Genomic DNA, 24,846 nt, shown 5'->3' with positions numbered 1-24,846 from the left:
GCGCACGACGCCCTGCCCATACGCTGCGGAGCGGCGCGCCCTTCGCCCGCACATCGCGAATCACCGACATGTCGGTTGTCGAAGCAACGACATCGCGATCACCTCAAGAAAATTGCCTGGCCGGCGCCTGACGCAACGGAACTCCCGGCTGTCGCGTTATTCGCTAGCCGTCCCTTACTCCAGCCTAAAACTGAGCTTCGCAGCAATCCGGTAATTCACGACTTTCCCATTATCGACCTCTACGGAGAAATCTTTGATGTAGAGGGATTTGACTTCGCGCAGTGACTTTTGCGCCACTTTAAGCGCCTCGCTTGCTGCGTCTTCCCAACTTTTGGGCGATTCGGAGAGAATTTCTATGACTTTGACGACGTCTGACATGACTGCCTCCTGTCTGAGAGCGCTGATCGGAGCCGCGGCGCAAATTGTCGCTGCCATCAACCAGAGTGGCATACCGTTCACGCGCAACGTTGATCCATATCAAACGTGGCTTGGCATTGGCGATAAGCGCCCAGCGCAATATGTCGCGTGGTGGCTGACTCGCTGGCGGGAGCGCTGACGCGCCTTCGCATCCGCTAAATTCACTTGGTCGCTCGAACCAGTCTGGAACCGGAGACAATCGCGGACCGTGTCAGCGGGGGGGCGGCCTTGACTCGTGTTTCGCTGAGCCGCCGTGAGCCCAGAGGGCAGGGCTAGGCTTTGCGAATCCGTGCCGCGTCGCAAGCAGCGCGACTGCCGTCGATCGCTGCACGGCAGCCAGCTTGATGTTAGTCAAGCATCGGGAGATGGACGCAAGCGAACGCTGGCATACCTGCTATCGTGGAAATTGCCAACACTGGCACACTGCGCCACTCTTGGAGGCACCTGATGAAAACCGATTCCCAACTGCAGCGCGACGTTATGGACGAGCTTGCCCGCGACACTAGTGTGCACGCAAGCGACATCGGTGTTCAGGTCCAGGATGGCATCGTTACACTTTGCGGCAAGGTCGCGAGCCTGCTGGAAAAGTGGGAGGCCGAGCGTATTGCCGCACGCGTTGCTGGCGCGCGCGCGATCGTTGTGTCGCTGGAGGTGTCACCGGATACCAAAGGCCAGCATTCCGACGCCGACATTGCCCGCGCGGTACTTGCCATTCTAAAGTGGCACGCGGGCCTGCCTGCGGGCAGCCTGCGTGTTCAGGTTGAAGACGGCTGGGTCACGCTCGCGGGGGAGGTCGAGCTGTACACGCAACGTCTGCACGCGGAGAGCGCGATTCGCACGCTGCGCGGCGTCAAAGCCGTGATCAACGACATTAAGGTCAAGTGCCCCCCGCATCGCGCGGAGATTGTCGAGCACATCGCGGCAGCACTCTCCCGGCAGGCGCTGCGTGAGGCACGCCATCTGGAAATCGCCCTGCTGGGCAATGGTGAGGTGCTCCTGAACGGTACGGTTCATTCTCTTGCGGAAAAAGAAGCCGTTCGGGGCGCCGCGATGAGCACGCCGGGGGTGTGCGCGGTGCAGGACCGTTTGACCGTTGAGTGAGTGCTGCGCCCCCGCCGGCCCGCTCAGCGGATCATAATGGTCTGGCGCTAGGGGCGCGTGCGCGCGTCCCCGTGAGCGTGAACGACGAGTAAGGGGCGGTCGACGGCCCGGGCCAGACGTTCGTTCTCATGCCCATCGATCCATGCGAACATCCCGTGACGATCGCGCGCGCCCGTGACGATAAGGTCCGCACCCCATTGCCGCGACTCCCGGACAATCGCCTGCGCGACATCCTCCATCAGCCGCGTGTGCGAGACGCGGGTTTCGATGCGAACGTTTTTGCCGGGCTTCGACAGGAGCGCCATTGCCCGCCTCAACGCCTTCGCGCTTCGAGAAACCCGACACGCCGGCTCAAGCAAGAATTGTTGTACATCAGCCAGATCCACGCCGCGGTCCTCAATATACAAGGCCAGCAGTTCGGCGTAGGGAGGGGCCAGCCACATGCCCACGCGCAAGGCGTTAAGGGAGGCATCGCTGCCGTCGATGCCAAATAGTATGCGCTGCGGGGAATGCGAGCACGCCTCGCCTGCATGGGCCGGAACGATCAAAATTGCGCAATGAGTATAGCGTGACAGCGCGACAGAGACTTTCGTCGCCAGCGCCGCAAAGATACCGTGGGCCGGTGCGGCGCCCACAACGATCAGATCGGCTCGCCATGCCTGCGCAACCCGCGCGATCGCGGCGGCGATTTCACGATTTCCGAGCGCCGGACCGAGCAGCCGCGTCTCGATCTTCGCGCCGGTGCACGCCAGCGCGCCGCTCGCGTCACTCAACACAGACGCTTCATCGTGCCGCAGCTCGTCAAAGGCGGCGTGCACGTCCGCCGGAGTCCGAGAGTGCGGCATCATATAGGCGTAAGGATGTTCGAAGAAGCCCAGTACCAGCACGTGGGTGGACGCCGAACACAAGCGTGTCGCATACGCGACGGCCTGGCGCGACGCACCGCGTGGATCAACCGCGACAAGGATGCGACGCCAACGCTCGGTAGCGTCCTGAGGAGATAACAAGGATGAAGGGGGTTCCATGATCGACGCCAGTCGTGCCGGAGGCTCCGCATTCCGTTCCTACGAATAGCATAGGCCCCACCGTAGTCCAGGCATTGCATTAAATCAAGCGTGCCACGGTTGCCGCGTCCGCCAGGCCTCGGCAAGCCATCCCGCACAACCCTGCGGCGAAACCGACGGTTGCCGACGTTCGTCACGCATAGTACAGCTCGTCCTCCTGCGCGCAGTGCAAACGCATGAGGGCATCGAGTCCGTATAGCAGGCGCTGCAGTTGCCGTATGGTGAGTGCGTTCGGGCCATTTGCCGGCATGTCCGCGATGATCCGGCCCAGCAAGGCGACCATCCGGAAGATCTCGCGATGCATGCCGCTCATCGCCGCCAGCGGGTCGTCGCCTCCGAGGAGGCGCGCAATGTCAGGATAGCGTTGGGTATCGTCGCGGCGTTCATGCGGCACGACGAGTTCGGTCAACGCCTGATGGAGCGCCTGCAACGCGCACTTGACCTGGTCTCGTCGCAGATGGGCCAGCTCATCGGCCGTGGTGCGAACGCGGTTCATCACAGGCGCCAATTCCGCATGCTCGGCGATAAGACGCTGCGCGTCGCTTTTCGGCAGGCGGGGCGCCGCTTCATTGGCGCCCGCTGTTAGCGCACGCAGGGCATTGGCGATGGCCAGGACGTCGATGACCTCCTGTAGCACAGCGCCCGCAAGCGGAGGGAGCCAGCCGAGCGTGGCGGCGAGCATCGCCGTGAGCGACAGGCCGATACCGAGCGCAACGCTGTGCAGCGCGATACGCCGCGTACGGTGCGCGATACCAAGTGCCACGACAAGACGGTCGAGCCGGTCGACCAACAGGACGATGTCGGCGGCTTCGGCGCTTGCCGCCGCACCATGCGCCCCCAAAGAGACGCCGACATCGGCGACGGCGAGCGCCGGGGCATCGTTAATGCCGTCGCCCACCATCACGACCTTACCATCGGCGCACGCGCGGCGCACGGCGGCGAGCTTCTCGGCGGGCGAGAGCCTCGCGTGCACTTCGGTAATCCCCAGCAGCGCTCCCATGGCTTCGGCCGCGTCTCGACTATCGCCGGTCAACATGGCTTGCCGCCTGAGGCCGGCTTCGCGTAACAGTCGCAGGGCGCGGGGTGTCTCGGGCCTCGGGGAATCCACGAGGTGCAACACCGCGGCCAATGCCCCGTCCACCCCGACAAACACCGGCGATGCGCCGTCATATCCGATGCGCTTGGCGAATTCCTTACTCCAGGCGGGGACGCCAGCGGAACCGAGAACGTGACATGCGCTGCCAATCGACAGCACATGTTGACCGATGCGACCGTCAATGCCCGCGCCAGCGGTTTCAGTGACGGCGTCGGGCGACTGCAGCGCAATCCCCTGGTCGCGGGCCGCCCGGGCAATGGCCCGTGCGCTGGTGTGGCTTGATGCCTGCGCGAGCGAGCCCGCGAGGCCCAGGACGGTCTCGGGGCGAAATCGCGGGTCGCATTCCATGTCGGCAAGTCGTGCGCACCCGCTCGTGAGCGTGCCGGTCTTGTCGATCAATAGTGTGTCGGCCTGCGCCAAGCGCTCCAGGGCACCCCCCTCTTTGATCAGAATGCCGCGCATGGCGCAACGTGACATGCCGGAGGCGATCGCCACCGGCACGGCGAGCAGCAACGGGCAGGGGGTGGCGACCACGAGCACCGAGAGGCCGCGCCGCGCGTCACCGCTCATCCACCAGCTTGCCCCGGCCAACAGGAGGGTGAAGCCGACGAACGCGACAGCGTAGCGGTCTGCCATGCGCGCCGGGGCGCTACGCTCGGTCAGCGCGGTGCCTACCATCCGGACAATGCCTGAGAAGGTACTGTTCGCGGCGCTGGCGCGTGCCACCATCTCGAAAGACGCCCCGGCATTCAATACACCGCTTTGCACCGCGTCGGGCACCGCCCGGTGTCGCGTCGCCGACTCGCCAGTCAATGTGGATTCGTCGAGCTCGGCTGGCATTACGAGCGTGCCGTCGACGGGCACGGCGTCTCCGGGGCGAACCAAAAGACGGTCTCCCGCGCGAATGGCATCAAGGTCCACCTGGCGCCATTGGCCGTCCTCGAACCGCGTGGCGTGCGTGGGCGCGCGCGCCAACAGCGCCGTCATTTGCCTGTGCGCCCGCGACTGGGCGAAGTGCTCCAGCGCGCCTCCGCTGGCCAGCATCAGCGCGATGATGGCGGCCACGAGAACTTCGCCTGACAGCAGCGCAACGCTCATCGACAGCAGGGCGAGGACGTCCACGCCGAGCTGCCGTCGCCTGAGCGAGCGGATCATTGTCACCGCCGACGCGAGCCCGTTGGCGACGACGCCGAGCCCCCACAGGTATCGGACGAGATCCACCGCGCCCGTGTGGCGTGCGAGCGCGCCGGCGGCCAGTGTCAGCACCGATAAGGCAAGCAGCAGCGTCGGGCGGGAATGGTTGAGCCAGCGCATGGGGGGGTTGCAACGCGCTCACGGCGCGACGGCGGCAACGGCGGGGTCGGTGGGAGGAGCCTGTCTCGCATCGACGCGTCGACTGTGTTATCGCATTCGGCTCAGCAGTCGATCTTTGAGCACGAACTCGTGCCAAAGGGCGGCGGCGGCATGCAGTCCGACAAAAACGTACACGAGCGTCGCCCCGGTTTTGTGCCAGTGCTTGGCGAGGTGGGCCAGCAGCATATCCGGACGAAGGGGAATGCGCCAGTCAAGGCCGACGGGCCCAATGGTTTTCCCGGCCCACGCCACGGCTAGCACTCCCAGTACCGGCATGCCCATCATCAGTAAATATAGCGCGGTATGGGTCATCTGCGCCGCGCGACCCAACGCTCCAGGGCCGGAGACGGCAGGAGGTACGGCAGAGCATAGGCGGGCGAACGGCCGAAGCACCATCAGCGCCAATAGACATAACCCCGCCGTCTGATGGAGTGCGAACAAGTCCGCGCGCGCCGCGCTGCCCTTCGGAAAAATGTGCAGGATGCTCGATGCATACGACGGCGATCAATACCATCAAGAACACGAACCAATGCAACGCACGCATGGCCGGCGAATATTTCGAAGCGGTGAGCATGATACCTATATGAACGCGTCCCGTTTGCAACAGTTTTCGCGTGTTTTGATAGACAGGATGGGCTGCAGCTCTATATCCGGCCTCGATGCAGTCGGTACAGTCGCTGCGGGCCCCTATGAAATTCGCTGACTCGCACCTCATTCTCCCGGCGAGCTCAAAGCTCGAGGCATCATTCAGGTTTAGCGAGTCCCGGTCCTACCTGGCTTGTCATCACACTCGATCGCTGCGCAACCTTTCGACGTTCACCCTGTGTTTAAACGTTAATCCTCTACGCAAGCGCTGCCCGTCTAGACGGGTTTTGGAGCGGCCCCATGAAACACCGGACACAGCGACCCACTTACAATAACGGGTAGGCATAAGACTGTGTTTTTGACTAACACCAAGCAGGAAGTGATGGAAGTATTGACGGGCCCAGAGCGCCGGCGTCGCTGGACGGCGGAGCAGAAACTGTCGATGGTTCGCGAGAGTTTCGAACCGGGAAAATCGGTTTCAATGGTCGCGCGCCATTACGGCGTGAACCCGAACCAGCTATTCCACTGGCGCAAGCTGTACCAGGACGGTAGCCTGTCAGCGGTCAAGGCTGGCGAAGAAGTGGTTCCGGCATCGGAGTTGGCTGATGCGCTCAAGCAGATTCGCGAGCTGCAACGGATGCTCGGCAAAAAAACAATGGAGAACGAGATTCTCCGGGAAGCAGTTGAATACAGCCGAGCAAAAAAATGGATAGCGCACTCGCCCTTGCTGCCGGAGGACGGCCAGTGAAACTGGTCTGTGAAGTTCTCGGCGTGTCGCGCTCGAACGTATCGGCACGACTGTCGCGTCCGGCGACGTGGCGCGATGGCCGGCAATCAAGGCCGACCGACGACGAAACTGTAGTCGAGGAAATCCGCCGTGTCGTCGGCGATTTGCCCAGCTATGGCTACCGGCGGGTTTGGGGCATGTTGCGCAACGAGCGCGTTGCAGTTGGACTGGCGCCGTTCAATGCCAAGCGCATTTATCGCGTCATGCGAACGCATGGGCTGCTGACGCAGCGCCGACCGATTGCGCCGCGAGCCCACCGTCGACATGATGGCAAAGTGGCCGTCGCGCGCAGCAATCAGCGATGGTGCTCGGACGGCTTCGAGTTCCGCTGCGACAACGGCGAGCCGCTGCGTGTGACGTTTGCGCTGGATTGCTGCGACCGAGAAGCGATGAGCTGGGCGGCGACGACAGCAGGCCACAGCGGCGACATTGTGCGCGACGTGATGCTGGCCGCAGTGGAAAATCGGTTCGGCAACGAGGTGCATACGCCGTCCGAAATCGAGTGGCTGAGCGACAATGGTTCGGGCTATACGGCTGACGATACGCGCCGGTTTGCGATGAACATCGGACTAAAGCCATTGACCACGCCCGTGTGCAGTCCGCAAAGTAACGGCATGGCCGAGAGCTTCGTGAAAACGATGAAGCGCGACTACGTCGCCTTCATGCCGAAGCCGGATGCTGCAACCGCTGCTCACAATCTGGCCATTGCATTTGAGCATTACAACGAGAAACACCCCCATAGCGCGCTGAAATACCGCTCGCCTCGCGAGTTCCGGCGCTCGATGGATTCAGCAACCTTAGTGTGATGGTGTGTCCGGTTTTACAGGGTCAACTCCAGGTTTCACGCTCACATATCCCTTCTGGTACTGTCGGTCATGGGCAAGAACTGCCCAGATCGTTCGCGCCATCTTGTTGGCTAACGCGACGATTACGACATTTTTTGGCCGCCGCTTCTGGATTTGTTCGACCCACTCACCGGGCTCTTTCGCATGCGTCAGCACAGATCGTGCACCGTGAATCAGCAGGGTGCGCAGATATGTGTCGCCGCGCTTTGATATGCCATGCAAGTTCACCTTGCCGCCCGAACCCGTCTGCTTCGGCACGATCCCAACCCACGCGGCAAACTCTCGTCCCGAACTGAACGCTTTCGCATCTCCCATCATCGCGACAGCTGCTGTTGCCGTCAGTAATCCAACACCGGGAATCTCGCTGATGGCCTTGACCGCCTTATCCTCTTTCTTCCACTCGCGCATCCGACGCTCGATCTCAGCGATCTGCTCATCAAGCTTCTCCAGTCCGTTCCACTGCGCGCGAAACGTATCCATCAGCACGGCAGGCAAACGCTCCGCAATCCGTTCGAGCACAGCGGGTATTTCCTTCTCGAGCTTCGCCCGACTCTTGCCCATCACTTCACCGTATTCCGTTAGCAGCCCTCGCAGAGCATTAATCTGCATCGTGCGAAATTTGATCAGTTGCTGTCTCATCCGGTGCAGCCCCAGCATGGCTTGCTGCATTTCGGTCTTTACTGCGACCGGCTTGCCCGGCTGCTGCACGGCCAGCCAGATCGCCTTCGCATCAGCCGCATCGCTCTTGTTCCTGATGTTGAAAGCCTTTACGAACTCCCCCGGCATCAGCTTCACCTCGTGGCCCAGCTTCGTGAGTTGCCGGGCCCAGTGGTGCGCACCACCGCACGCTTCCATCCCGATCAGGCACGGCGCTCGGTTCGCAAAATGCTCAAGGAACTTTGCCCGCTTGATCGGCTTGTTCACGATCTCTCCAGTTTCCTGATCGACGTAATGCACTTGGAACACACTTTTCGCGATGTCTACACCCCTGCCGTACAATTCACTCGGATCCTCCGGTTGCTTTGGAAAACTTCGTATTTTCCACTTTGGGCACATCGATGCCGTTGGCCCGTGAGGATCCACCTTCCTTTGCTCACTCGGTCACGGGGTGGGACGCGTTCATTTCATTCTCCCGGACAATGACTGGCGGTAGGCGGCCTCCATGCTGTCGCCCCCTTTTAGCCAGGAGCAAACCGGCCGTCGGTAACTTAAGCGCCCCACACCGCGGCGGCGCCTGACGATGAGTTTCCCCCCATCTCAAGGGTGCCGCTAGGTCGGGCGCGGCGTGGCCCACCTGAAATGACCGCTACGTAGCAGCACCGGCGTGCCGTGGCACAGGCGAAGATACTGTGCCGCCATTTGCTCGATCACGCTGCGATTTGCCTCGAATGCCTTCGTCAGCTCGTCGACGTTACACGACGTTGCGCCGAAATGATCTTCGAGCGCTTCGGCCGAAATGGCGCAGAGCATGTGCTTGCCGTCGACCTGGGCGAGAAATTCGATCGAGATGTCGTCGGCATTGTAGACGGGCGTGAAATGAGGGAAATCAATCTCCATGGCCGGGTTCCCGCATGAGCGCCGCGCAGTGCGGCGTGTTTGATTAAGCGAGGCTGCGCGCGCCATTGGGCCTACGGCGGCGCGGGCCGTCGACCGCAAAGGATTCGCCGCGATTGAGCAACTCGTGCGCCCCAAGGCTTTGAACTCCGGCAGCCATGCCAACGTCTCCTCCCATAACTATGTGTGCCAAGAGCGTATCGACTGTCACCACGGTGCAATACACAGGACCGGCACGGCCATCACGGGTGCGCGCCAGCGGTGGTCGCTGTCCTCAATATGCGCGTACGTAAGCACAATCGCCCTCTGCCGGAGCACTTCAGCAGGCAAGGCGCCCGGTTCTGGCGACGCAGCGCCTTGACAGCTTGAGATGCCGCGCGGGCGATGGGCATTCGCTCTCCCAATGTAACCCCCGCGGTTGGGATCCGGTTACGGTGCTGGCGGCCCCACAAACGCTATCGCCACGGAAAACTTCGGGGACACATCGACGCGTTTCAGCGTTGGTGACTCGTAGCATAGGCGGCGCCGGCCTCGGGGGCCGCGCAAAACGCGTGCGCATTGACGTGCATCAACCCAGCACACCCTTGCGGTGCCCGGTGCGCTTCAGGCTGCCTACAGTAGGGTGTGACGCCGGATGCGCCCACCGCGACGTCACGGCGTCATTCGCGCAACCGACAGGCGCGAATGGAACGCATTTTCATGGAATCTGCGGCGAATGCCGGGGACGGTCAAATGCCTCAACGCATTCTTGTCGCCATGGACCCGAGTGATACAGCGCAGCATGCGTTGCAGGCAGCCATTCGCTTCGCCTTGGCCGACGATGTGATGCGGGTCGTGCACGTCATCGACGAACCACTCGGATCGTACTCAGCGACGCAGGCACCCTGGGCCGACTGGCAGGCGGCCCGGGAAAGATGGATCTGTGAAGGCCAAAAGCTCCTGAGTGACGCGTACACGGCGCTTCAGGACGCGGGCATCCAGGCGGACACTCGCTCAATCGAACTGCGCGCTTGGGGAGGCACCGTGGCCGGCGCGGTCCTCCGCGAAGCGCAGCGTTGGCGCGCCGACCTTCTGGTGCTGGGCACTCACGGCCGCCGGGGGGCGCGCCGACTTCTGCTGGGCAGTGTCGCCGAAGAGGTACTGCGCAAGTCGCGTCGACCTGTCATGCTGATCCCCGAGGAGCCGGGGAAGCTGATCGCCGCGATGGCCGCAGCGGGGACACTCGTCGCGAGGTGATGACGTTATGTTCAAACGCCTATTGGTTGCCATCGACGGTAGCCCCACATCGGATCGCGCGCTCGATTACGCGCTGGCCGTCGCGAAGGCGCGCGCCGCGCGTCTGCGCGTGCTGTTCGTCGTCGACGTGCCGTTAGCCTACGTGGCCGACATAGATCCGTTACCCTATATCGAGGCATTACGCGCACAGGGTGAACATATTCGCGGCATCGCCAGCCAGCGGTTAGGGGCAGAGGGCGTGAACGGCGATGTCGAGATCCGTGAACTGCCACCCGTGTCGGGCGACGTGGCACAGCAGATCAACCTCGCTGCGGCGGAATTTGCCGCCGATGCGATCGTGGTGGGCACGCATGGCCGTCGGGGGGGTCGTCGGTCGGCGCTGGGCAGCGTGGCCGAGACCTGCGTGAGGCAGGCGCAACGGCCGGTCATTCTCATTCCGGCGCCGAGCGAGCCCATGCGGGGCAAGCCGAACCGGTAGGACGAGCTTCCCTCGACTGAAGACCCCGGCCCGGATGTCGCGAAGGACGTCGGTTGATCGGAATGTCGCCTAAAATAGGCCATAAAGTTGTGTGCGCCTGGGCCGATGGCGCGTGCATATCCCTAAGGTAAGCGAACAGCGCCGGGAGCCGGGCATGACGCGAATTATTGTCGCAGACGATCACACGCTGATACGGGCCGGGTTGCAGCGGATTCTGGCCGGTATTGACGACCTGGAACTGGTTGGCGAGGCGGCCAACGGGGCGCAGGCGGTGACTTTACTGGAGCGTTCGCTGTGCGACGTGCTGTTGCTCGATCTGTCCATGCCCGGGCGAAGCGGCATCGACCTCATCAGCCATATCAAAGCGTCTTTCCCCAAGGTGGCTATTCTTGTGCTAACCATGCATGGCGAAGAGCAATATGCTGTGCGGGCCTTGAAAGCGGGGGCTTCGGGCTATCTGACCAAGGAAAGCGCTCCCGCCGAGCTCGTGCTGGCGGTGCGCAAGGTGGACTCGGGCGGCGTCTACCTCAGTCCTTCTATGGCTGAGAAAATTGCGCAGGATCTGGCGAGTGCCGTGGCCGATGGTCCCGGTTATCGCCGCCTCTCGGACCGCGAGTTTGATGTCTTCCTGATGCTTGCGCGCGGGCTGAATCTCGGACAGATCGCCGAGGTGCTGTGTGTCAGTGCGAAAACCGTCAGTACCTACAAAGCTCGCGTACTGCAAAAGTTGCAACTCACCAGTCAGGCTGAGCTCGTGCCCTATGCGCTTCGGTATGACCTCCTGCACGATAGCCTTTGGGCCGACTGATTGTAGGCTTGCGCCTACAGGCGATCACTTCGGCTGACGTAGATTCGCGCGTCGGGCTGATTTCATTTCCGCTGCGCCCTTCGGATACTAAAAGGGACGTTTCCCTCGCAGATGCCTCGGAGTCCGCTATGTGCATCCCGCCACCAACGCTTGAGAGCGCGCCAGCCCTGCGGCGCGGATCTTGCCACATTCATCTTGCCTTCGACGATACAGTAGCATCGAGCGTCGCGCATATTGGGCGCTGTAGTCCCTGCCTGCTGCGCGACCTGTGCCTGCCGCAGAAACTTCCAGAAGAGGTGGCGCGTCGACTGGCCGCTCTCGTGCGCGTTCGCCGCACGTTACGGCGCAGTGAGGTACTATTTCGGCCAGGCGACCCATTGGAGCACTTGTACGCGGTGCATGCCGGAACGTTTAAGACCGTCATTATGCACCCCGATGGCCGGGAGCAAGTCGCCGACTATCTGCTCCCCGGCGAGCTCCTCGGCCTGAGTGGCATTGCCGACGGGCGCCATGTTTCTGAAGCGGTCGCGCTCGAAGACAGCCAAGTGTGCGCCGTTCAGTATGCCGAGCTCGAAACCGTTTGCGGGCAAGTGCCGATATTGCGCCATCAGCTGCATCGACTCATCGCTGGCGGAATCGTGCGCGAGCAAAAACAGGTGCTTCGCCTTGGCAGCACGCGCGGCGAGGCGCGGCTCGCGAGCTTTCTGCTGGATGTGTCCACGCGTCTTGCCGCGCGCGGCTTCTCGCCGCAATCATTCTTCCTCCATCTGACGCGCGGCGAGATTGGAAGCTTCCTCGGTTTGAAGCTCGAGACAGTCAGTCGCATGCTCTCGCGCATGCAAGCCCAGAATGCCTTGCGGGTGCGCCAACGCGAAATTACGATCCTCGACGCGCAACGCCTGCGGAATATGGCGATGGCCTCGATCTAACTGGGCATGGCGATGCATGTGCGGCAAGACGGGACCATGCGAGCGATGCAATTGTGCAAGGGCGCGCGCCGGCTCAGGCTAGCGGCACTGCCGGTACCGGCGCCCGGTCCGACACAGGTCTTGGTCCGGGTACGGGTGTGCGGCGTGTGTCGTACTGACTTGCACGTGGTCGACGGCGATCTGCCCAACGTTCCCGATGGCGTCATTCCGGGCCACGAGATCGTGGGGACGGTCGCGGCGCTGGGCGCGCGGGTGGAACACCTCGCTGTTGGAGAGCGGGTCGGTGTGCCTTGGCTCGGATCGACATGCGGCGGTTGCCATTTTTGTCTCACCGGGCGCGAGAATCTGTGTGGGCGCGCGGAGTTTACCGGCTACACTCTCAATGGTGGCTATGCCGAGTACGCCCTCGCGCAGGCACGCTTCACGTTCCGGCTGCCCGAGCGATACGATGACGCCACTGCGGCGCCGCTGCTGTGCGCGGGACTGATCGGCTTTCGCTCCTTGCAAATGGTGGGCGCGGCGCGGCGCATCGGCATCTACGGCTTCGGTGCGGCCGCCCATCTGATTGCCCAGATCGCCACGGCTCAGGCGCGCGACGTGTACGCCTTTGTCCGACCGGGGGATGAGCGGGGCATAGCTTTCGCGCTCGCGCACGGTGCCTGCTGGGCGGGCCCCAGCGACGCGTTGCCGCCGCGCTCGCTCGATGCGGCCATTCTGTTCGCCCCGGTGGGGGCACTCGTGCCGCAGGCGCTTGCCGCGCTCGAGCGAGGCGGTTGCGTTGTATGCGCGGGCATCCACATGAGCGATCTTCCGTCGTTCCCCTATCGATTAATGTGGGGCGAACGACAACTTCGCTCGGTGGCGAATCTCACGCGTGACGACGGACTGGCGTTCCTCGCCCTCGCCGAACGGGTCCCTTTGCGCGTGGCCACCCAACGTTACGCGCTGGAGGACGCCAACGAGGCGCTGGACGACCTGCGTAGTGGCGCAGTGGCGGGCGCCGCAGTTCTCAACGTCCAGCAGACGTGAGCCCTTAAAGGACAGGCGGCGCAGGCGGGGGCAGTCGCCGCGGAATCACGGCCGTCACCACCGTCCCTCCTTCGGCGGGACTGTGGACTTCCAGCGTTCCGCCCAGCAGGCGGGCGCGTTCGCGCATACTGATGAGCCCCAGCGAATTGGGTTTGGGAGGCCGCTCGGGTAGGCCGCGCCCATTATCCGAAATACTGAGCCGATACGCTGTGTCACAGCAAAGGTCGATCGTGACGGAGGTTGCGCGGGCGTGCTTTGCAACGTTATTGAGCGCCTCCTGGACAATCCGGAACAGGCCCGTGGCCACCGCCGGCGGAACGGGCGGCAGAGTGGGTGCGCCGGTAAGGTCGACGGCGACGCCATAACGACGCGAGAAGTCCTGGATGTACCATTCGATGGCCGGGCCGAGGCCGAGATCGTCGAGCATCGGAGGGCGGAGATCGGCGGCCATCTGGCGCACCGCCACGACTATGCCGTCGATCGCGCGCTCGATCTGGGCCACTCCCTCACCGGCAGGCGAGTGGCCATCCACCGACCGTCTCAGCAGCGACGCGTCCATTTTCAGTGCAGTGAGCCGCTGTCCGAGATCGTCGTGGAGTTCCCGCGCAATGCGCCGCTTCTCCGCTTCGCGGACCTCCTGCAGACGCCCGCTGAGCTTCTCGAGTTCGTTACGCGACGTTTGCAGTGCCGTGGCAATGCGGCGATGTTCCGTGACGTCGCGCAATATGACCGTATAAAATTTGCCCGAAGCGTCGACCGTCTGCGAAATCGACGCCTCCATCGGAAACTCCGCCCCGTCGGCACGCAGGCCGGCCAGTTGCCCGCCCGAGCCCATCCGGCGCTCTGTCACGCCCGTCAGTCCGAAGCGTTCGATGTGAGCGCGGTGCACCTCGCGAAAGCGCGCCGGGATGAATCGATCGAGCGGCGTGCCGATAGCGTCCATGGCGCTGCACTGGAAGATGTTTTCGGCCGTCGGATTAAATATCTGAATGCGGTGGTTCTCATCGATCGTGATGATGGCCTCGCGTACCGATTGAATTACGCTGTATAGACGGCTCTCACAGCACCGCTTATCCTCGGCCACACGTGCGCTTAGCGAGCGCGCCCCGCGCCGCTCGCGCAGCGCCAGCGCCCACGCGAGCGCCGTCAACCCGCTCATCGCGACGCCGAGCATGAGGACCAGCATTGCCACGCCGGTGCCTCGCAAGCGCGCAAATTCGCCGGACGCGGAGTAAGTCAAAAACAAGGCGGGGCGGGTTCCGTACCGCACGATAGTTTGCGCTCGATAGACGACGGCCGGTCTGGGCTCGCCGGGTGCCCGTGGCGACATACTGTCGAACACCGGGCAGAGGTGACCCGACGCGTCCGGCATGGCGACGAGCAATGTCAGATCGTGCACCAACGGTCCGATCGCGACGTGAACCAACGTGTCGATGTCGACGATGGCATACGCGCATCCTGACGCCGGGCCGGCATCCGAGACCAACACCAGAAATTTATGCCCCGGTGTGCCCGCCTGAAGTGGGTAGGCTGCACCGGTCGCGCTCGCGGCATGGGCCACGACGAGCGTGTTCTCCGGACCCAGCGCGACTTCGTCGCGCACCGAGTAGGCGACGCGGCGCGCGATCCGATCGCCGTCGCGCGCGCACGCCCCGAATGTCGCCAAGCCGGGCAGGCGCTGCGCGAGGTGCATTTGTCTAACGTACTCGGACCAGGCATTCTCGTCAGTCTGCGCCGTCGTCGCCATGGCGCCATGGTGCACGACTTCCCGGTACGCAGACAATGCGATGGCGAGCTTGTCCGTCGCTGCCGCAGTGCGGGAGGCGAACCGCGCGGCGACGTTGCTCTCCAGCGTGGTCCTGACGGCCACCCAGCCCCATAGTGCAAGCGCGACGCAGAGGAGAAAGAGCACCACTATTGTGAGGCGGTCGACCCGCCGCAGCGATGGGCCCGATGCAGCGCGCGCGATCAATCTCGACATGAGCATGTTGATTCCGACGGATTTGCCCCCCGTTCCTCTGCTTGTGGACTTGGAGCGCTGAGGTTCGCATGTGCATGCTCCCGGTAAAAGCACATCGCCCGCGCCCGACACTGGACACATTCCCACTATATGACGTGACGTTTCGCTCAGATATTGACCGTCATCAAGAGGCAAACGCTGAGCGTCCTCTAGAGTCAATAGCGACGGCCCGCATCGGAGACTCGCGATGAGCTATCGAACGCTTCTTGTTCACGTGGACAACAGTGACCAGTGTCGGGCGCGGGTGGCGTTCGCCGCAGCGATGGCGGCACGCTTACCCGCGCATCTGACGGGCCTTTACTTACCATTTCGTCCAGAAAATTGCACGGCGGCCGCGCCTACTTCGCGCCGGTTCGCGGGGGACCCACTCCGGCCTGAAAGTGACGTCCGGCGTTTAGCTTACGCTGAACGAACATTTAGCGACGTTTGTGACCGTCAGGCGCTTGTGGCCGAGTGGCTCGCGCCACAGTCGGACGATAGCTGTCGCGAGATGCGCACGCGCGCGCGCTACACAGACCTGGTGATCGTGGGCCAGGAAGACCGGAACGATCCTGAAACGAGTCCGTCGCTGGCGTTCGTGGACTCCGTGGTCCTTAACAGCGGACGCCCGGTGCTCATTCTTCCATACGCTGGCGCGCCACCGACAACGTTCGAGAACATCCTGCTCGCGTGGGACGGCGGGCGCGAGGCCGCGCGTGCGATGGTGGATGCTTTGCCCTTATTACGCGCCGCGAAAGTGGTTCGCATCACGAATGTGCGTCGCGCCGACGGTTCAATCAGCCTAGGCCCGATCCCGGGGGCCGACATTGCGATTTTCGCTGCGCGCCACGGCGTTCCTGTGGAAGTCACCCCCGAGCTGGGCGGCAACGATGTGGACATTGGTGAGCGGCTCTTGAGCCGGGCGGCCGACCATAACGCTCAACTCATCGTCATGGGCGCCTATGGTCACTCGCGCATGCAGGAGTGGGTGCTCGGCGGTGTGACGCGCACCATGCTTGAGCGTATGAGGATTCCCGTGATGATGTCGCATTGATATCGTATCCAGGAATTTTAAAAAGAAGGCAGGTAGGTTCGATGGGTCATTGCAACACCTTCCTATTAATATGGAATGAGGGAGGGGTAACGAATGGCACAAATGGGACGGCCAGGGTTGCCGCCAAAAGGCAAGTCAGAGGTTTGGCGGCGGTGGCGGGCAAGTTCATGACCGATATCAAATCCGTACTGGCCGACGCCGAAGACCTCCTCAAGCAAGCCGCCAACACGAGTGGCGAGCGTGCTGCTGAGCTGAGTGGAGTTGCCCCTGTAACTCAGGACAGGCGGACACTGTTAGGTTGATGACACCGCATTACGCCTGAACTCGCGAGGCGAGCGGTATTTCAAGGCTTTGTGCGGGTGGCGCTCATTGTAGTGTTCAAACGCGATTGCCAGACGCGAGAGCGCTGTTGGTGCGTCAGGCTTGTCCATATAGGCGACGTAATCGTGCTTCATGGTCTTCACGAACGATTCGGCCATGCCATTGCTCTGCGGCGAACGGACCGGCGTGGTCAGCGGCTCAAGACCCAGTTCGCGAGCGAAGCTGCGCGTGCGGTAGTCGATGTAGGCCGAGCCGTTGTCCGTCAGCCATTCGATGGGGTGCGCGGCCTGCGTGGTGCCGAAGCGCTGTTCGACGGCGGCCAGCATCACGTCTCGCACCACATCACCGCTATGCCCGCCGGTCGTTGCGGCCCAGCTAATCGCCTCGCGGTCGCAGCAGTCCAACGCAAACGTCACGCGCAGCGGCGTACCATCGTCGCACCGGAACTCGAAGCCATCGGAGCACCAGCGGGTGTTGCTGCGCTCCACGGCAACGCGACCGTCATGCCGCCGCTTGTCTTGCCGCACGCCGGGGCGGCGCAGCAGCAACTGATGCTCCCGCATGACCCGATACACGCGCTTGACGTTGATGCACGGCGCACCGCTCTGCTCCCGACTGCGGCGCAGCAGCGCCCAGACACGCCGGTAGCCATAGGTAGGAAGGTGCGCCACATGGGCCTGAATCTCCTCGACCAGCCCGGCATCGTTGGTCACGCGGGCACGGCGACCATCGCGCCAGTCGGACGAGCGAGCTCGCTTGACCGCCACGGCAGAGCGCGCCACGCCGAGAACTTCGCAGACCGTCTTCATCGGTCGTCCCCCGGCAGCAAGGGCGAGCGCGCAATCAGGTTTTTTGACCGGCCCCATTCCACGGCTTCTTTCAGGATTTCGACCTCCAACGTCTTCTTCCCGAGTAGCCGTTGCAACTCCTTGATTTCCTTGATGGCGGCGGCTAGCTCAGATGCCGGTACAACGGTTTCACCCGCCTTCACCGCCGCCAGACTGCCTTCCTGGTATTGCTTGCGCCAGCCGAACACCTGGTTGGCATTGACGCCGTGCCGACGTGCAACGGCCGACACCGACGCTCCCGGCTCCAATGTTTCCTGCACGATGGCGATTTTTTCCTGCGCCGTGCGCCGACGACGGCGCTCCGGCTCGGTCAGAATTTCGATGCTTTCCACGTAATGACTAGGCTTACTGATAGGCACAAGACTATCCCTTATTTTAAGAGAGTCCTCGTGTCCTCAGATACGTGGGGCCGCTCCACTGAGCGCCAAGGCCCTGGCGCTGCTCGAACAAGCCAGGGAAAAAGCCTCGGACTTGCAAGTCGTGGTCGTCGAAAAGAGCAGGCAAGCCGCGCGTGCGACCGATGACTATGTGCATGACCATCCGTGGCAGGCCGCGGCCGTTGGCACCGGGATCGGTGTGGTGATCGGCCTGTTGCTCAACCGCAAATAAGCCGCGCCGACGTAAGTCATTTCCTCGCCTACTCTGCCCACGGCGGAGCCTGCCTGCCCAGCCATACGGGTCGGGCGGACCGCCCACCTCAGCCCATGTCCGACAACGATCGCACGTCCCGCCGCCCTCGCTGCGGCACCTCGCCGGTGCGTTGCTCGAGATTTTTCAGTCGCGCCTCGAGCTCATCGGCATCGAACTGTCCGAAGAGAAAGAACGCCTGGTGGGCGTCGCCTTCCTCGGCCTTGCCGCGATGCTCTTCGGTGTCCTCGCACTCATGTCACTCACCGCGCTGATGATCGTGGTTTTCTGGGACACGTATCGCCTGCCGGCCGTCACCGGCATTGTTATCGTGTATTTTCTGCTCGCGGGCTGGTGCGCCACCCGTGCCCGCGATATTTTGCGTGAGGCCCCGTTGCCATTCGGAGCCACACTGACCGAATTCAAAAAGGACCGCAACGCGCTGCGTGCGGATTGAAGGAGAACCGATCGTGCCACCGCAACAGCGTCCTTCGCGCCGGACTTCGTCGCCACGACACCTGCGCCCTTCGCTTCTCACGCGTCATGACCTCCTCGCCATGCGCAAGGAAATCGTGCTCACGCGCATCGCTGTCGAGCGCGCCGAACTGATTCAGGCCACGCACGTCGCGCGCGAGCGGCTGCGCAACCTTGGCTGGGTTCGTTATCTGCTCCCTGGCGGTTTCGCCAGGCTTTCGAGCTTGAACAACCTCGCAAACATTGCTAACGCCGACCTCACGCTCGCCGGTTTGCTGCAGCGCTACCCACTCAATTCGGTGGCTTCGCTGGCCCTCAGCGGCTTGTCGCATACGCGGGTCGGACGCGTCGTCCGCCGCATTCTCCAGTGGGGCGGCCTGGGCGTGCTTGTGTGGCGAGGCATCCAGCGCTCACAGGACACGACGAAACTGGCGGATCCGGAAACCGGTAGCGTGGCAACGCCCGAAGCGGCGGTGACATCGTCCGCCCAGGCCCCCGTGGCCTGCAATCATGACGCGCTGCCGTTGATGTAAGGCGCTGTTTGTGGCGATGCTTGTGGTCGGGGCGATAGCACGATGACCGCCCGTCTTTCAGCGCCATCGTTCACCGCCCGTGCCTCAGGGGCCCGCCAGCCTGGCCCCGACGAATCCATCCGCCACCCCGGCCACGAGCGCGAAGCCGACGAGCAGCAGCACGAACCGCCGCGCCTTGCGCTCAAGCGCGAGGTTCACGGCGACGGCCTGCGCGGCATTATGATTAATCTGATTGCCGATCTGTGCTGCGGCATGGCGGCCCGCCTCGGTCAGCTTCGCAGCGTTTTTATCGATAACGGACTCAAAGTTGAGCCGGGCGGCCAGAAACGCCTTGCCAGCCGCGTCCGTGGTCGCCTGCTCCATCCTGGCGGCCAGCGTCTCATCCGCCTGCTCAAAACGACGCACGAGCGCGTCCGCCTCCTGCAGCAGCTCGGCCATCAGCGCTTCGCGCGCGGTGGCGACATCAGTGGCCATGGCCCCTCCCGATCACCTGAACAACGCCCGGTAGACGTTATCGAGGTTCCTGTGCGCGGATCTGGCGAGCCGCTGGGCGCTGATCATGCTCACTGCGCGCGAGCGGGTCGCTTCATCGCTCGCTTCGCGCAGCATGGCCCGATAATCCGTGCCGTCCGCGATAACGTCGGCGACGGTCTTGTTCAGCCCCCGCAGCCGCTCGAAAATCTCGTTTTTGAACACCACCGCGTCTGCGCGCAGCGTGAAACTGCGGGTGTCTTCATGCAGCCCGAAGATCGTCCGTAATAGACGCGGCACGTCGCTCGCGTCTTCGAGCTCAACCTTGTTGAACACCACGCGGATTTTCTGTGCCGGCACACGGAGGCCAGCCAGTGTCTCAATCGTGTTCACGGTGTCGGTCTGCTGCTTTTTCTCGCTCACCGCCGGCACCACGAAATAGTCAAACTCGTCGTGCGACCCTTGGAACTGGCCCATCTGTTTGATGAATTCCTCGACGTTGGACGCGCCCACGTCGACGATGGCCGAGTCGAGCGTCATCAGGTCCTCCTGCAGCCCGCCGTAGTCGCGGCCCTTCAGGCGCAGCGCACCGGTGTCGGCCGAGCCGGCATTAATGGTCTCGACCCTGGGCAGCCACTGCGTCTAGCGATTCTGCGACCCAAAGCGCCATCAGTGCGCTCGCGATACATCCCCTCGATAGCGACAGCGCGCCAGATCGTCCTTTTTCCGCCAGTCTCCTCACGCGACGTAAGAAACCTCCCCATTCACCCTACCGCGCGCTGCCGTCGCTCCATTAATAACCGCGCTCCGGTAGCGTGCTTTGATCGGATTTATCGAGGTGAGGCAAAGGACCCCCCACAGTGCGGTACACGTCTCAAAGACGGCATAGAAGACAACCCCCGTCTGGGGCATGGGCGCTCATGCCGCTGGCCAGCGGCAGCGCCCCGTTCAGCGCGTCCGCGCGCACAGGCCCGTATTTCAACCGTATCCGGAGCGTCAGCGTCACGGCGACAAAAAGAATAGCGCGGCAGGGCGCTCGCTGGCGTTGGACGGTTGCTCTCCGTGGGCGCCTCTCGGGTCGTGTTCATTCTGTCTTCTCCCCGGTTTACCCGATTCAGCAAATGGCGGGCGAGCAGTGGCGGCACAGTAATTGCATACGCTCTTATCGGAGGCAGTCCCCCACCACTGGCAGGAGATAGGTATGACGACCCGCAAAATGCAATCCAATGACCCCGGCCTTCAAGAGTTGTTGTTTCAGGCCTACGAGACCGAACTCGGCGGGGAGCAGGTCTACACGGCAGCGCTAGCGTGTGTAAAAAATACAGATCTCGAGAAAGAATGGAACGAATACCTGGAGCAGACGAAAAACCATCAGGAGGTGTTACGCGAGGTGTTCTCCGCATTCGGGCTCGATCCCGATACCCGCACGCCCGGGCGTGAGGTTGTCGCACATCACGGCGCGTCGCTCGTCAAGGCGATAGAAATGGCATGTCAGGCCGGCGACGAAGCGCTTGCGCAAATTACCGCTGCCGAATGTGTCGTGCTGGCGGAAACCAAGGACCACCAAAACTGGGAACTGCTCGCGACCGTGGCGCAGAAAACGGGTGGCGAACTCGGCAAGGTGCTGCAAGAGGCCGTGTCTGCTGTGCAGACCCAGGAGGCTCATCATCTGTACCACACGATGGGTTGGGCCCGGGAGCTTTGGATCGAAACGCTCGGTTATCCGGCCGTGCTGCCCCCGCCCGAAGAAAGAAAGCACGCCGAGTCCGCAATCGGCGCGGCGCGCGCGGAACAGGCAAGAGACAGCATGGTCCGAAGCCGACACTGAACTGGAGCGTACCCGTTGGTCGAGCCCGGCGCGCGGGCTCGACAGGCTAATGCCCGTCGGTCTCCGCGTAACGTCAGTAGGTGCCCAAACGTCCCGGCTTGGTAACAAAAATTTCCTCCCTGTCCGTCATGTTTCTGTCCGATAAACGCCTTCTTTGATAAGACTGACCGCGGCCTGCATTGTCGTCAGAATGCGCGTCGCGTCAGCAGAGAGATCCAGCAAAGCAGAATGCCTCACGATTGCGTCTTCGTTCTCGCGTCCGATGTGTGCTTGCCCCAAAGTGGCCCCTCCCCCTGCTTCGCGGATTTCAAGCGGTCATCTCACGCCTGGCGTGCCTCAGGAGCCGTAGGCCCCGCTGACGTGCGGGCGCGACAAGTGGGGCCGTCAGTCCGGCCAGCCGCCGAAACGGGATGACTCGAAACCTTTCGTGCATTTCGCCAAGCACTTGTGTAGGAGCGCGATCAGCAAAAAAATGAAGGCCCGTGCGCAAGCGTAGCGGCAGCACCGCCGATGAACAGGACTCGACCCCGCCCTGAGGGAAGCCGGCTCGGTCGGCTCGCCGCATACCGGCGCGTGAGCACCAACACGCCTGCCCATGGGGCGGCGGAGTATCGACGACGGAGCGCCTGTACGAGGTAATCGCGAGATTCCCGTTGTGTTCTGTCCCGTGCCGCTCCTGCTTCGCGCAACGGATTGCGTACTTATGACCCCATCCGTCCGATGCGTCTGCGCATCGGACGGCCTGAGCTTCATGACATGACCCAGACAACGACCCACGCTGGCGAGCGGCCGTTCCTCGACGCACTCGCTTTCACCTTCCGGCGCTGGCGTGCTCAGCCGTGGCGTCTCGCTGGGGTCTTCACCTGTGCGCTTGCCGTCGCGCTCGGCGACGTGCTCGCGCCGCTTTTCGCGGGCCGCCTGATCAACGCGCTGGCCCACGACGCTGCGGGCGATGGCGCCCTCTGGCGCGACGCGCTGCGCGCGTTCTGCGCGTTGACTGGCCTGGGCCTTGCCGGCACCGTGCTGCGGCAAACGATGCTCGCCCAGATCATTCACCTTACGCTGAAGATGATGAGCGACATCGCGGGCAACGCGTTTCATCGCGTGCAACGCTTCTCGACGGACTGGCACACAAACAGCTTTGCCGGCTCGACCGTGCGCAAGATCACGCGCGGCCTGTGGGGGCTCGACCTGTTAAACGACACGCTGCTGATGGCGCTCTGGCCATCCTTTGCGATGCTTGTGGGCACGACGCTGCTGCTCGGCGTGCATTGGCCGGTGATGGGCGTGATCGTAGGTGTGGGCTCGATCGTTTATATCGTGGTGACGGCCATCATGGCGCTGCAGTGCGTCGCGCCGGCCGCGCGCCTGGGCAACCATTGGGACACGCGCCTGGGCGGTGCGCTCGCCGACGCGATCACCTGCAATCCTGTCGTTAAGGCCTTCGGAGCCGAAACCCGGGAGGGGGCGCGGCTTGAGCGCGTCATCTCGAAGTGGCGCGCGCGCCTGCGGCGCGCTTGGGGGCGCAGCATACTCAGTGCCAGCGTCCAGAGCCTGATGCTTGTCGCGATGCAGGCGACGATGCTCGGCGTGGCGTTGTGGCTCTGGCGAGCCAGGCACGCGAACGTCGGTGACATCGCCTTCGCGCTGACAACGTTCCTGGTGATGCAGGGCTATCTGCGCGACATGGGGATGCACATCCGCAATCTGCAGCGCGCCATCAATGACATGGAGGAGCTCGTGGCGCTCGAACGCCAGCCGCTTGGCATCGAGAACAAGCCGTGCGCGCGGCCCATCCGTATCTGCCGGGGCGAGATCCGGTTTGAGCACGTCACCTTCGGCTATCGCGGCACGCAGCGCCTCTACCAGGACTTCTCGCTGGAGATCGCCGCTGGCGAACGGATCGGACTCGTGGGGTATTCCGGGTCCGGTAAGACGACGTTCATCAAGCTGGTCCAGCGGCTATACGACGTGGCGGGCGGACGCATCCTGATCGACGGCCAGGACATCGCGCAGGCCACGCAGGCGTCGCTGCGCAGTCAGATCGCGATTGTCCAGCAGGAGCCGTTGCTGTTTCATCGCACGCTCGCCGAGAACATTGCCTACGCGCGGCCCGACTCCAGACGCGCCGACATCGAGCGCGCCGCGCGGCTGGCCAGCGCGCATGAGTTTATCGCCGCGCTGCCCCATGGCTACGACACGCTCGTGGGCGAACGCGGGCTCAAGCTGTCGGGTGGCGAGCGCCAGCGCGTCGCGATCGCGCGCGCCTTCCTCGCCAATGCGCCTGTACTCATTCTTGATGAAGCAACGTCCAGCCTTGATAGCGAAAGCGAGGCGGCGATCCAGCAGGCCATGGCGCGACTGATGATCGGCCGAACGACGATCGTCGTCGCGCACCGGCTATCGACGGTGCGCGCGCTCGACCGGCTGATCGTGCTGGACAGGGGCCGGATTGTGGAGCAGGGCAAGCACCATGAGTTGATCCGGCGCGACGGCGGGGTCTACCGCAAGCTGTTCGAGCGGCAGGCGCTCGAACTCGCCAAGGGACTCGTTGGCCCCTCGCGGTAGCAGTTGATGCACCGTCGTCTTTGCGGTTCTGTCGCGATAACGAAGTTACGCCGAAGCGAAGCCAGGGGAGCGTTGGTTTTTACGCGGCCAACGCATAGAATTTCTCAGCAGGGGATGCACCGCGTCCCTTGGGGGGCAAGCATCTGCCCTTGCGAATCATGTGCACGGCCTTGATGCCGCCCAGGACGATGCGGGCGCGGACGTAGGTGTCGGCGCACGTGCTCACGGCGATTCTCCGGGAATGGTTCAGATACCTATGGTGTGGTCGCAAGGTGACTGCAATTCAAGTCGCCAAAACTCGCTTCGCCCGCGAACCCCTAGACCGGCAAAATACACCGAGCACATCCCGCAAGCGCCGCTTCTCCAGGAGGGCCTGCCGGAATCTCTATGCAGGGACGCCATGTGCTTGTGCTCACCGAGCGGACGGATCATCTCGAAAGCTCGCAGCAGATGCTGAAAGGTGCCGTAAAGTCGCTGTTCGTGCTACACGGTCGGCTCGGCAGAAAAGCGCGTGCGGCGCAACTGGCTGCCCTTGATGCGCTGGCCAGTGACGCGCCCCGCGTCGTGCTCACGACTGGCAGACTAGTCGGGGAAGGTTTTGACCATCCGGCGCTGGATACGTTGGTGCTGGCGATGCCAATCGCATGGAAAGGCATCTTGCAGCAGTACGCCGGCCGACTTCACCGAGAGCATGCGGGTAGGACTGGCGTACGGGTTCTCGATTACGTTGACGGTGGGCATTCGACACTGCTGCGAATGTGGGAGAAGCGCCAGCGCGGCCGGCCACGTCGGAGCACCGGTTGTGAACCTCATCGTTGCTTGCCTATAATGTCGCGGTAGG

Annotated in this window: 23 protein-coding genes and 2 pseudogenes; 15 read left to right on the top strand and 10 right to left on the bottom strand. The window is 63.1% G+C overall.

The features are described 5' to 3' along the window. Window positions 1-174: 174 nt before the first annotated feature. Complete coding sequence (locus tag UC34_RS24895; protein ID WP_044458714.1) at window positions 175-378, bottom strand: dodecin family protein; 204 nt, start codon at window positions 376-378, stop codon at window positions 175-177. 486 nt (window positions 379-864) lie between these two features. On the opposite strand from UC34_RS24895, the gene UC34_RS24890 reads away from it, so the two are divergent. Then, entirely contained in the window at window positions 865-1,518 is a 654-nt protein-coding gene (locus UC34_RS24890) for a BON domain-containing protein (protein WP_044458657.1), read from the top strand. Window positions 1,519-1,565: 47 nt separating this feature from the next. Here UC34_RS24890 and UC34_RS24885 read toward each other — a convergent pair whose 3' ends face one another. The 3 genes from UC34_RS24885 to UC34_RS24875 form a co-directional block, all read right to left on the bottom strand. Next, entirely contained in the window at window positions 1,566-2,543 is a 978-nt protein-coding gene (locus tag UC34_RS24885; RefSeq protein WP_084071098.1) for a universal stress protein, read from the bottom strand. Window positions 2,544-2,715: 172 nt separating this feature from the next. Continuing rightward, window positions 2,716-4,992 carry a heavy metal translocating P-type ATPase gene (locus UC34_RS24880; RefSeq protein ID WP_044458655.1) on the bottom strand — a complete coding sequence of 759 codons (2,277 nt, stop codon included), beginning with the start codon at window positions 4,990-4,992 and terminating at the stop codon, window positions 2,716-2,718. 87 nt (window positions 4,993-5,079) lie between these two features. After that, window positions 5,080-5,472 carry a cytochrome b gene (locus tag UC34_RS24875; RefSeq protein WP_335645766.1) on the bottom strand — a complete coding sequence of 131 codons (393 nt, stop codon included), beginning with the start codon at window positions 5,470-5,472 and terminating at the stop codon, window positions 5,080-5,082. 526 nt (window positions 5,473-5,998) lie between these two features. Here UC34_RS24875 and UC34_RS24865 point away from each other — a divergent pair. Next, a protein-coding gene (locus UC34_RS24865; RefSeq protein WP_157123396.1) for an IS3 family transposase occupies window positions 5,999-7,209 on the top strand; the annotation gives its coding sequence in 2 pieces (ribosomal slippage) (window positions 5,999-6,314 and window positions 6,314-7,209; 1,212 coding nt in all). On the opposite strand, the gene UC34_RS24860 is transcribed toward UC34_RS24865, so the two are convergent. Beyond that, window positions 7,201-8,247 carry an IS110 family RNA-guided transposase gene (locus UC34_RS24860; protein ID WP_072617598.1) on the bottom strand — a complete coding sequence of 349 codons (1,047 nt, stop codon included), beginning with the start codon at window positions 8,245-8,247 and terminating at the stop codon, window positions 7,201-7,203. The genes UC34_RS24865 and UC34_RS24860 overlap by 9 nt on opposite strands. A gap of 270 nt (window positions 8,248-8,517) precedes the next feature. Further along, a complete protein-coding gene (locus tag UC34_RS24855; RefSeq protein ID WP_044458652.1) occupies window positions 8,518-8,805 on the bottom strand; it encodes a DUF1488 family protein in 288 nt (95 codons plus the stop codon). 681 nt (window positions 8,806-9,486) lie between these two features. On the opposite strand from UC34_RS24855, the gene UC34_RS24850 reads away from it, so the two are divergent. The 5 genes from UC34_RS24850 (at window position 9,487) to UC34_RS24830 (ending at window position 13,282) form a co-directional block, all read left to right on the top strand. Continuing rightward, window positions 9,487-10,038: a universal stress protein gene (locus tag UC34_RS24850; protein WP_052811323.1), complete on the top strand. Its 552-nt coding sequence runs from the start codon at window positions 9,487-9,489 to the stop codon at window positions 10,036-10,038. Between the two features lie 7 nt (window positions 10,039-10,045). Next, window positions 10,046-10,516 carry a universal stress protein gene (locus UC34_RS24845; protein WP_044458651.1) on the top strand — a complete coding sequence of 157 codons (471 nt, stop codon included), beginning with the start codon at window positions 10,046-10,048 and terminating at the stop codon, window positions 10,514-10,516. Window positions 10,517-10,670: 154 nt separating this feature from the next. Beyond that, complete coding sequence (locus tag UC34_RS24840) at window positions 10,671-11,324, top strand: response regulator (protein WP_044458650.1); 654 nt, start codon at window positions 10,671-10,673, stop codon at window positions 11,322-11,324. 377 nt (window positions 11,325-11,701) lie between these two features. Next, window positions 11,702-12,253: a helix-turn-helix domain-containing protein gene (locus UC34_RS24835; protein ID WP_237165380.1), complete on the top strand. Its 552-nt coding sequence runs from the start codon at window positions 11,702-11,704 to the stop codon at window positions 12,251-12,253. Window positions 12,254-12,289: 36 nt separating this feature from the next. Continuing rightward, window positions 12,290-13,282: a zinc-dependent alcohol dehydrogenase family protein gene (locus tag UC34_RS24830; RefSeq protein ID WP_044458727.1), complete on the top strand. Its 993-nt coding sequence runs from the start codon at window positions 12,290-12,292 to the stop codon at window positions 13,280-13,282. 4 nt (window positions 13,283-13,286) lie between these two features. Here the strand turns inward: UC34_RS24830 and UC34_RS24825 are convergent, their stop codons facing one another. Continuing rightward, on the bottom strand, window positions 13,287-15,374 hold the full coding sequence (locus tag UC34_RS24825; protein WP_167370705.1) for a PAS domain-containing sensor histidine kinase: 2,088 nt from the start codon (window positions 15,372-15,374) through the stop codon (window positions 13,287-13,289). 115 nt (window positions 15,375-15,489) lie between these two features. Between UC34_RS24825 and UC34_RS24820 the strand changes: the two genes are divergently transcribed. Together UC34_RS24820 and UC34_RS25575 are read left to right on the top strand one after the other, a co-directional pair. Beyond that, window positions 15,490-16,335 carry a universal stress protein gene (locus UC34_RS24820; protein WP_044458711.1) on the top strand — a complete coding sequence of 282 codons (846 nt, stop codon included), beginning with the start codon at window positions 15,490-15,492 and terminating at the stop codon, window positions 16,333-16,335. A 167-nt stretch (window positions 16,336-16,502) separates the two neighbouring features. Then, a pseudogene (locus UC34_RS25575) lies at window positions 16,503-16,589 on the top strand (DUF883 family protein); the annotation flags it as partial. A 39-nt stretch (window positions 16,590-16,628) separates the two neighbouring features. Here UC34_RS25575 and UC34_RS24810 read toward each other — a convergent pair. Beyond that, window positions 16,629-17,827 (bottom strand): IS3 family transposase gene (locus UC34_RS24810; protein ID WP_167370682.1). Its coding sequence is split into 2 segments (ribosomal slippage): window positions 16,629-17,512 and window positions 17,512-17,827, totalling 1,200 coding nucleotides; the frame shifts between segments, so codons are not numbered across the junction. Window positions 17,828-17,984: 157 nt separating this feature from the next. Between UC34_RS24810 and UC34_RS26210 the strand changes: the two genes are divergently transcribed. From UC34_RS26210 to UC34_RS24790, 3 genes are all read left to right on the top strand, one after another. Beyond that, complete coding sequence (locus tag UC34_RS26210) at window positions 17,985-18,113, top strand: ElaB/YgaM/YqjD family protein (RefSeq protein WP_237165379.1); 129 nt, start codon at window positions 17,985-17,987, stop codon at window positions 18,111-18,113. 130 nt (window positions 18,114-18,243) lie between these two features. Continuing rightward, window positions 18,244-18,588, top strand: coding sequence for a phage holin family protein (locus tag UC34_RS24795; RefSeq protein WP_044458695.1), 345 nt, complete (start codon window positions 18,244-18,246; stop codon window positions 18,586-18,588). Between the two features lie 100 nt (window positions 18,589-18,688). Continuing rightward, on the top strand, window positions 18,689-19,138 hold the full coding sequence (locus UC34_RS24790) for a DUF3318 domain-containing protein (RefSeq protein WP_052811329.1): 450 nt from the start codon (window positions 18,689-18,691) through the stop codon (window positions 19,136-19,138). Between the two features lie 84 nt (window positions 19,139-19,222). Here the strand turns inward: UC34_RS24790 and UC34_RS24785 are convergent, their stop codons facing one another. Continuing rightward, complete coding sequence (locus tag UC34_RS24785; RefSeq protein WP_044458723.1) at window positions 19,223-19,576, bottom strand: hypothetical protein; 354 nt, start codon at window positions 19,574-19,576, stop codon at window positions 19,223-19,225. Between the two features lie 48 nt (window positions 19,577-19,624). Beyond that, entirely contained in the window at window positions 19,625-20,242 is a 618-nt protein-coding gene (gene stbB / locus UC34_RS24780; protein WP_044458709.1) for a StbB family protein, read from the bottom strand. 568 nt (window positions 20,243-20,810) lie between these two features. Here stbB and UC34_RS24775 point away from each other — a divergent pair. From UC34_RS24775 to UC34_RS25975, 3 genes and pseudogenes are all read left to right on the top strand, one after another. Then, window positions 20,811-21,437 (top strand): hypothetical protein, encoded by a 627-nt coding sequence (locus UC34_RS24775; RefSeq protein WP_044458708.1) that lies wholly within the window; start codon window positions 20,811-20,813, stop codon window positions 21,435-21,437. A gap of 756 nt (window positions 21,438-22,193) precedes the next feature. Then, on the top strand, window positions 22,194-24,005 hold the full coding sequence (locus UC34_RS24770; RefSeq protein ID WP_084071106.1) for an ABC transporter ATP-binding protein: 1,812 nt from the start codon (window positions 22,194-22,196) through the stop codon (window positions 24,003-24,005). A gap of 390 nt (window positions 24,006-24,395) precedes the next feature. After that, a pseudogene (locus UC34_RS25975) lies at window positions 24,396-24,845 on the top strand (helicase-related protein); the annotation flags it as partial. Window position 24,846: the final 1 nt, after the last annotated feature.

The organism is Pandoraea vervacti (assembly GCF_000934605.2).
GTDB lineage: Bacteria > Pseudomonadota > Gammaproteobacteria > Burkholderiales > Burkholderiaceae > Pandoraea > Pandoraea vervacti.
This window is presented reverse-complemented; position numbering and strand designations above follow the sequence as displayed.

Bases quoted from the DNA above. Each gene is read 5' to 3' on its own strand.
- UC34_RS24895 (WP_044458714.1), bottom strand. From the start codon at position 378: ATGTCAGACGTCGTCAAAGTCATAGAAATTCTCTCCGAATCGCCCAAA.
- UC34_RS24890 (WP_044458657.1), top strand. From the start codon at position 865: ATGAAAACCGATTCCCAACTGCAGCGCGACGTTATGGACGAGCTTGCC.
- UC34_RS24885 (WP_084071098.1), bottom strand. From the start codon at position 2,543: ATGGAACCCCCTTCATCCTTGTTATCTCCTCAGGACGCTACCGAGCGT.
- UC34_RS24880 (WP_044458655.1), bottom strand. From the start codon at position 4,992: ATGCGCTGGCTCAACCATTCCCGCCCGACGCTGCTGCTTGCCTTATCG.
- UC34_RS24855 (WP_044458652.1), bottom strand. From the start codon at position 8,805: ATGGAGATTGATTTCCCTCATTTCACGCCCGTCTACAATGCCGACGAC.
- UC34_RS24850 (WP_052811323.1), top strand. From the start codon at position 9,487: ATGGAACGCATTTTCATGGAATCTGCGGCGAATGCCGGGGACGGTCAA.
- UC34_RS24845 (WP_044458651.1), top strand. From the start codon at position 10,046: ATGTTCAAACGCCTATTGGTTGCCATCGACGGTAGCCCCACATCGGAT.
- UC34_RS24840 (WP_044458650.1), top strand. From the start codon at position 10,671: ATGACGCGAATTATTGTCGCAGACGATCACACGCTGATACGGGCCGGG.
- UC34_RS24830 (WP_044458727.1), top strand. From the start codon at position 12,290: ATGCGAGCGATGCAATTGTGCAAGGGCGCGCGCCGGCTCAGGCTAGCG.
- UC34_RS24820 (WP_044458711.1), top strand. From the start codon at position 15,490: ATGAGCTATCGAACGCTTCTTGTTCACGTGGACAACAGTGACCAGTGT.
- UC34_RS24790 (WP_052811329.1), top strand. From the start codon at position 18,689: ATGCGCAAGGAAATCGTGCTCACGCGCATCGCTGTCGAGCGCGCCGAA.
- UC34_RS24785 (WP_044458723.1), bottom strand. From the start codon at position 19,576: ATGGCCGAGCTGCTGCAGGAGGCGGACGCGCTCGTGCGTCGTTTTGAG.
- UC34_RS24775 (WP_044458708.1), top strand. From the start codon at position 20,811: ATGACGACCCGCAAAATGCAATCCAATGACCCCGGCCTTCAAGAGTTG.
- UC34_RS24770 (WP_084071106.1), top strand. From the start codon at position 22,194: ATGACCCAGACAACGACCCACGCTGGCGAGCGGCCGTTCCTCGACGCA.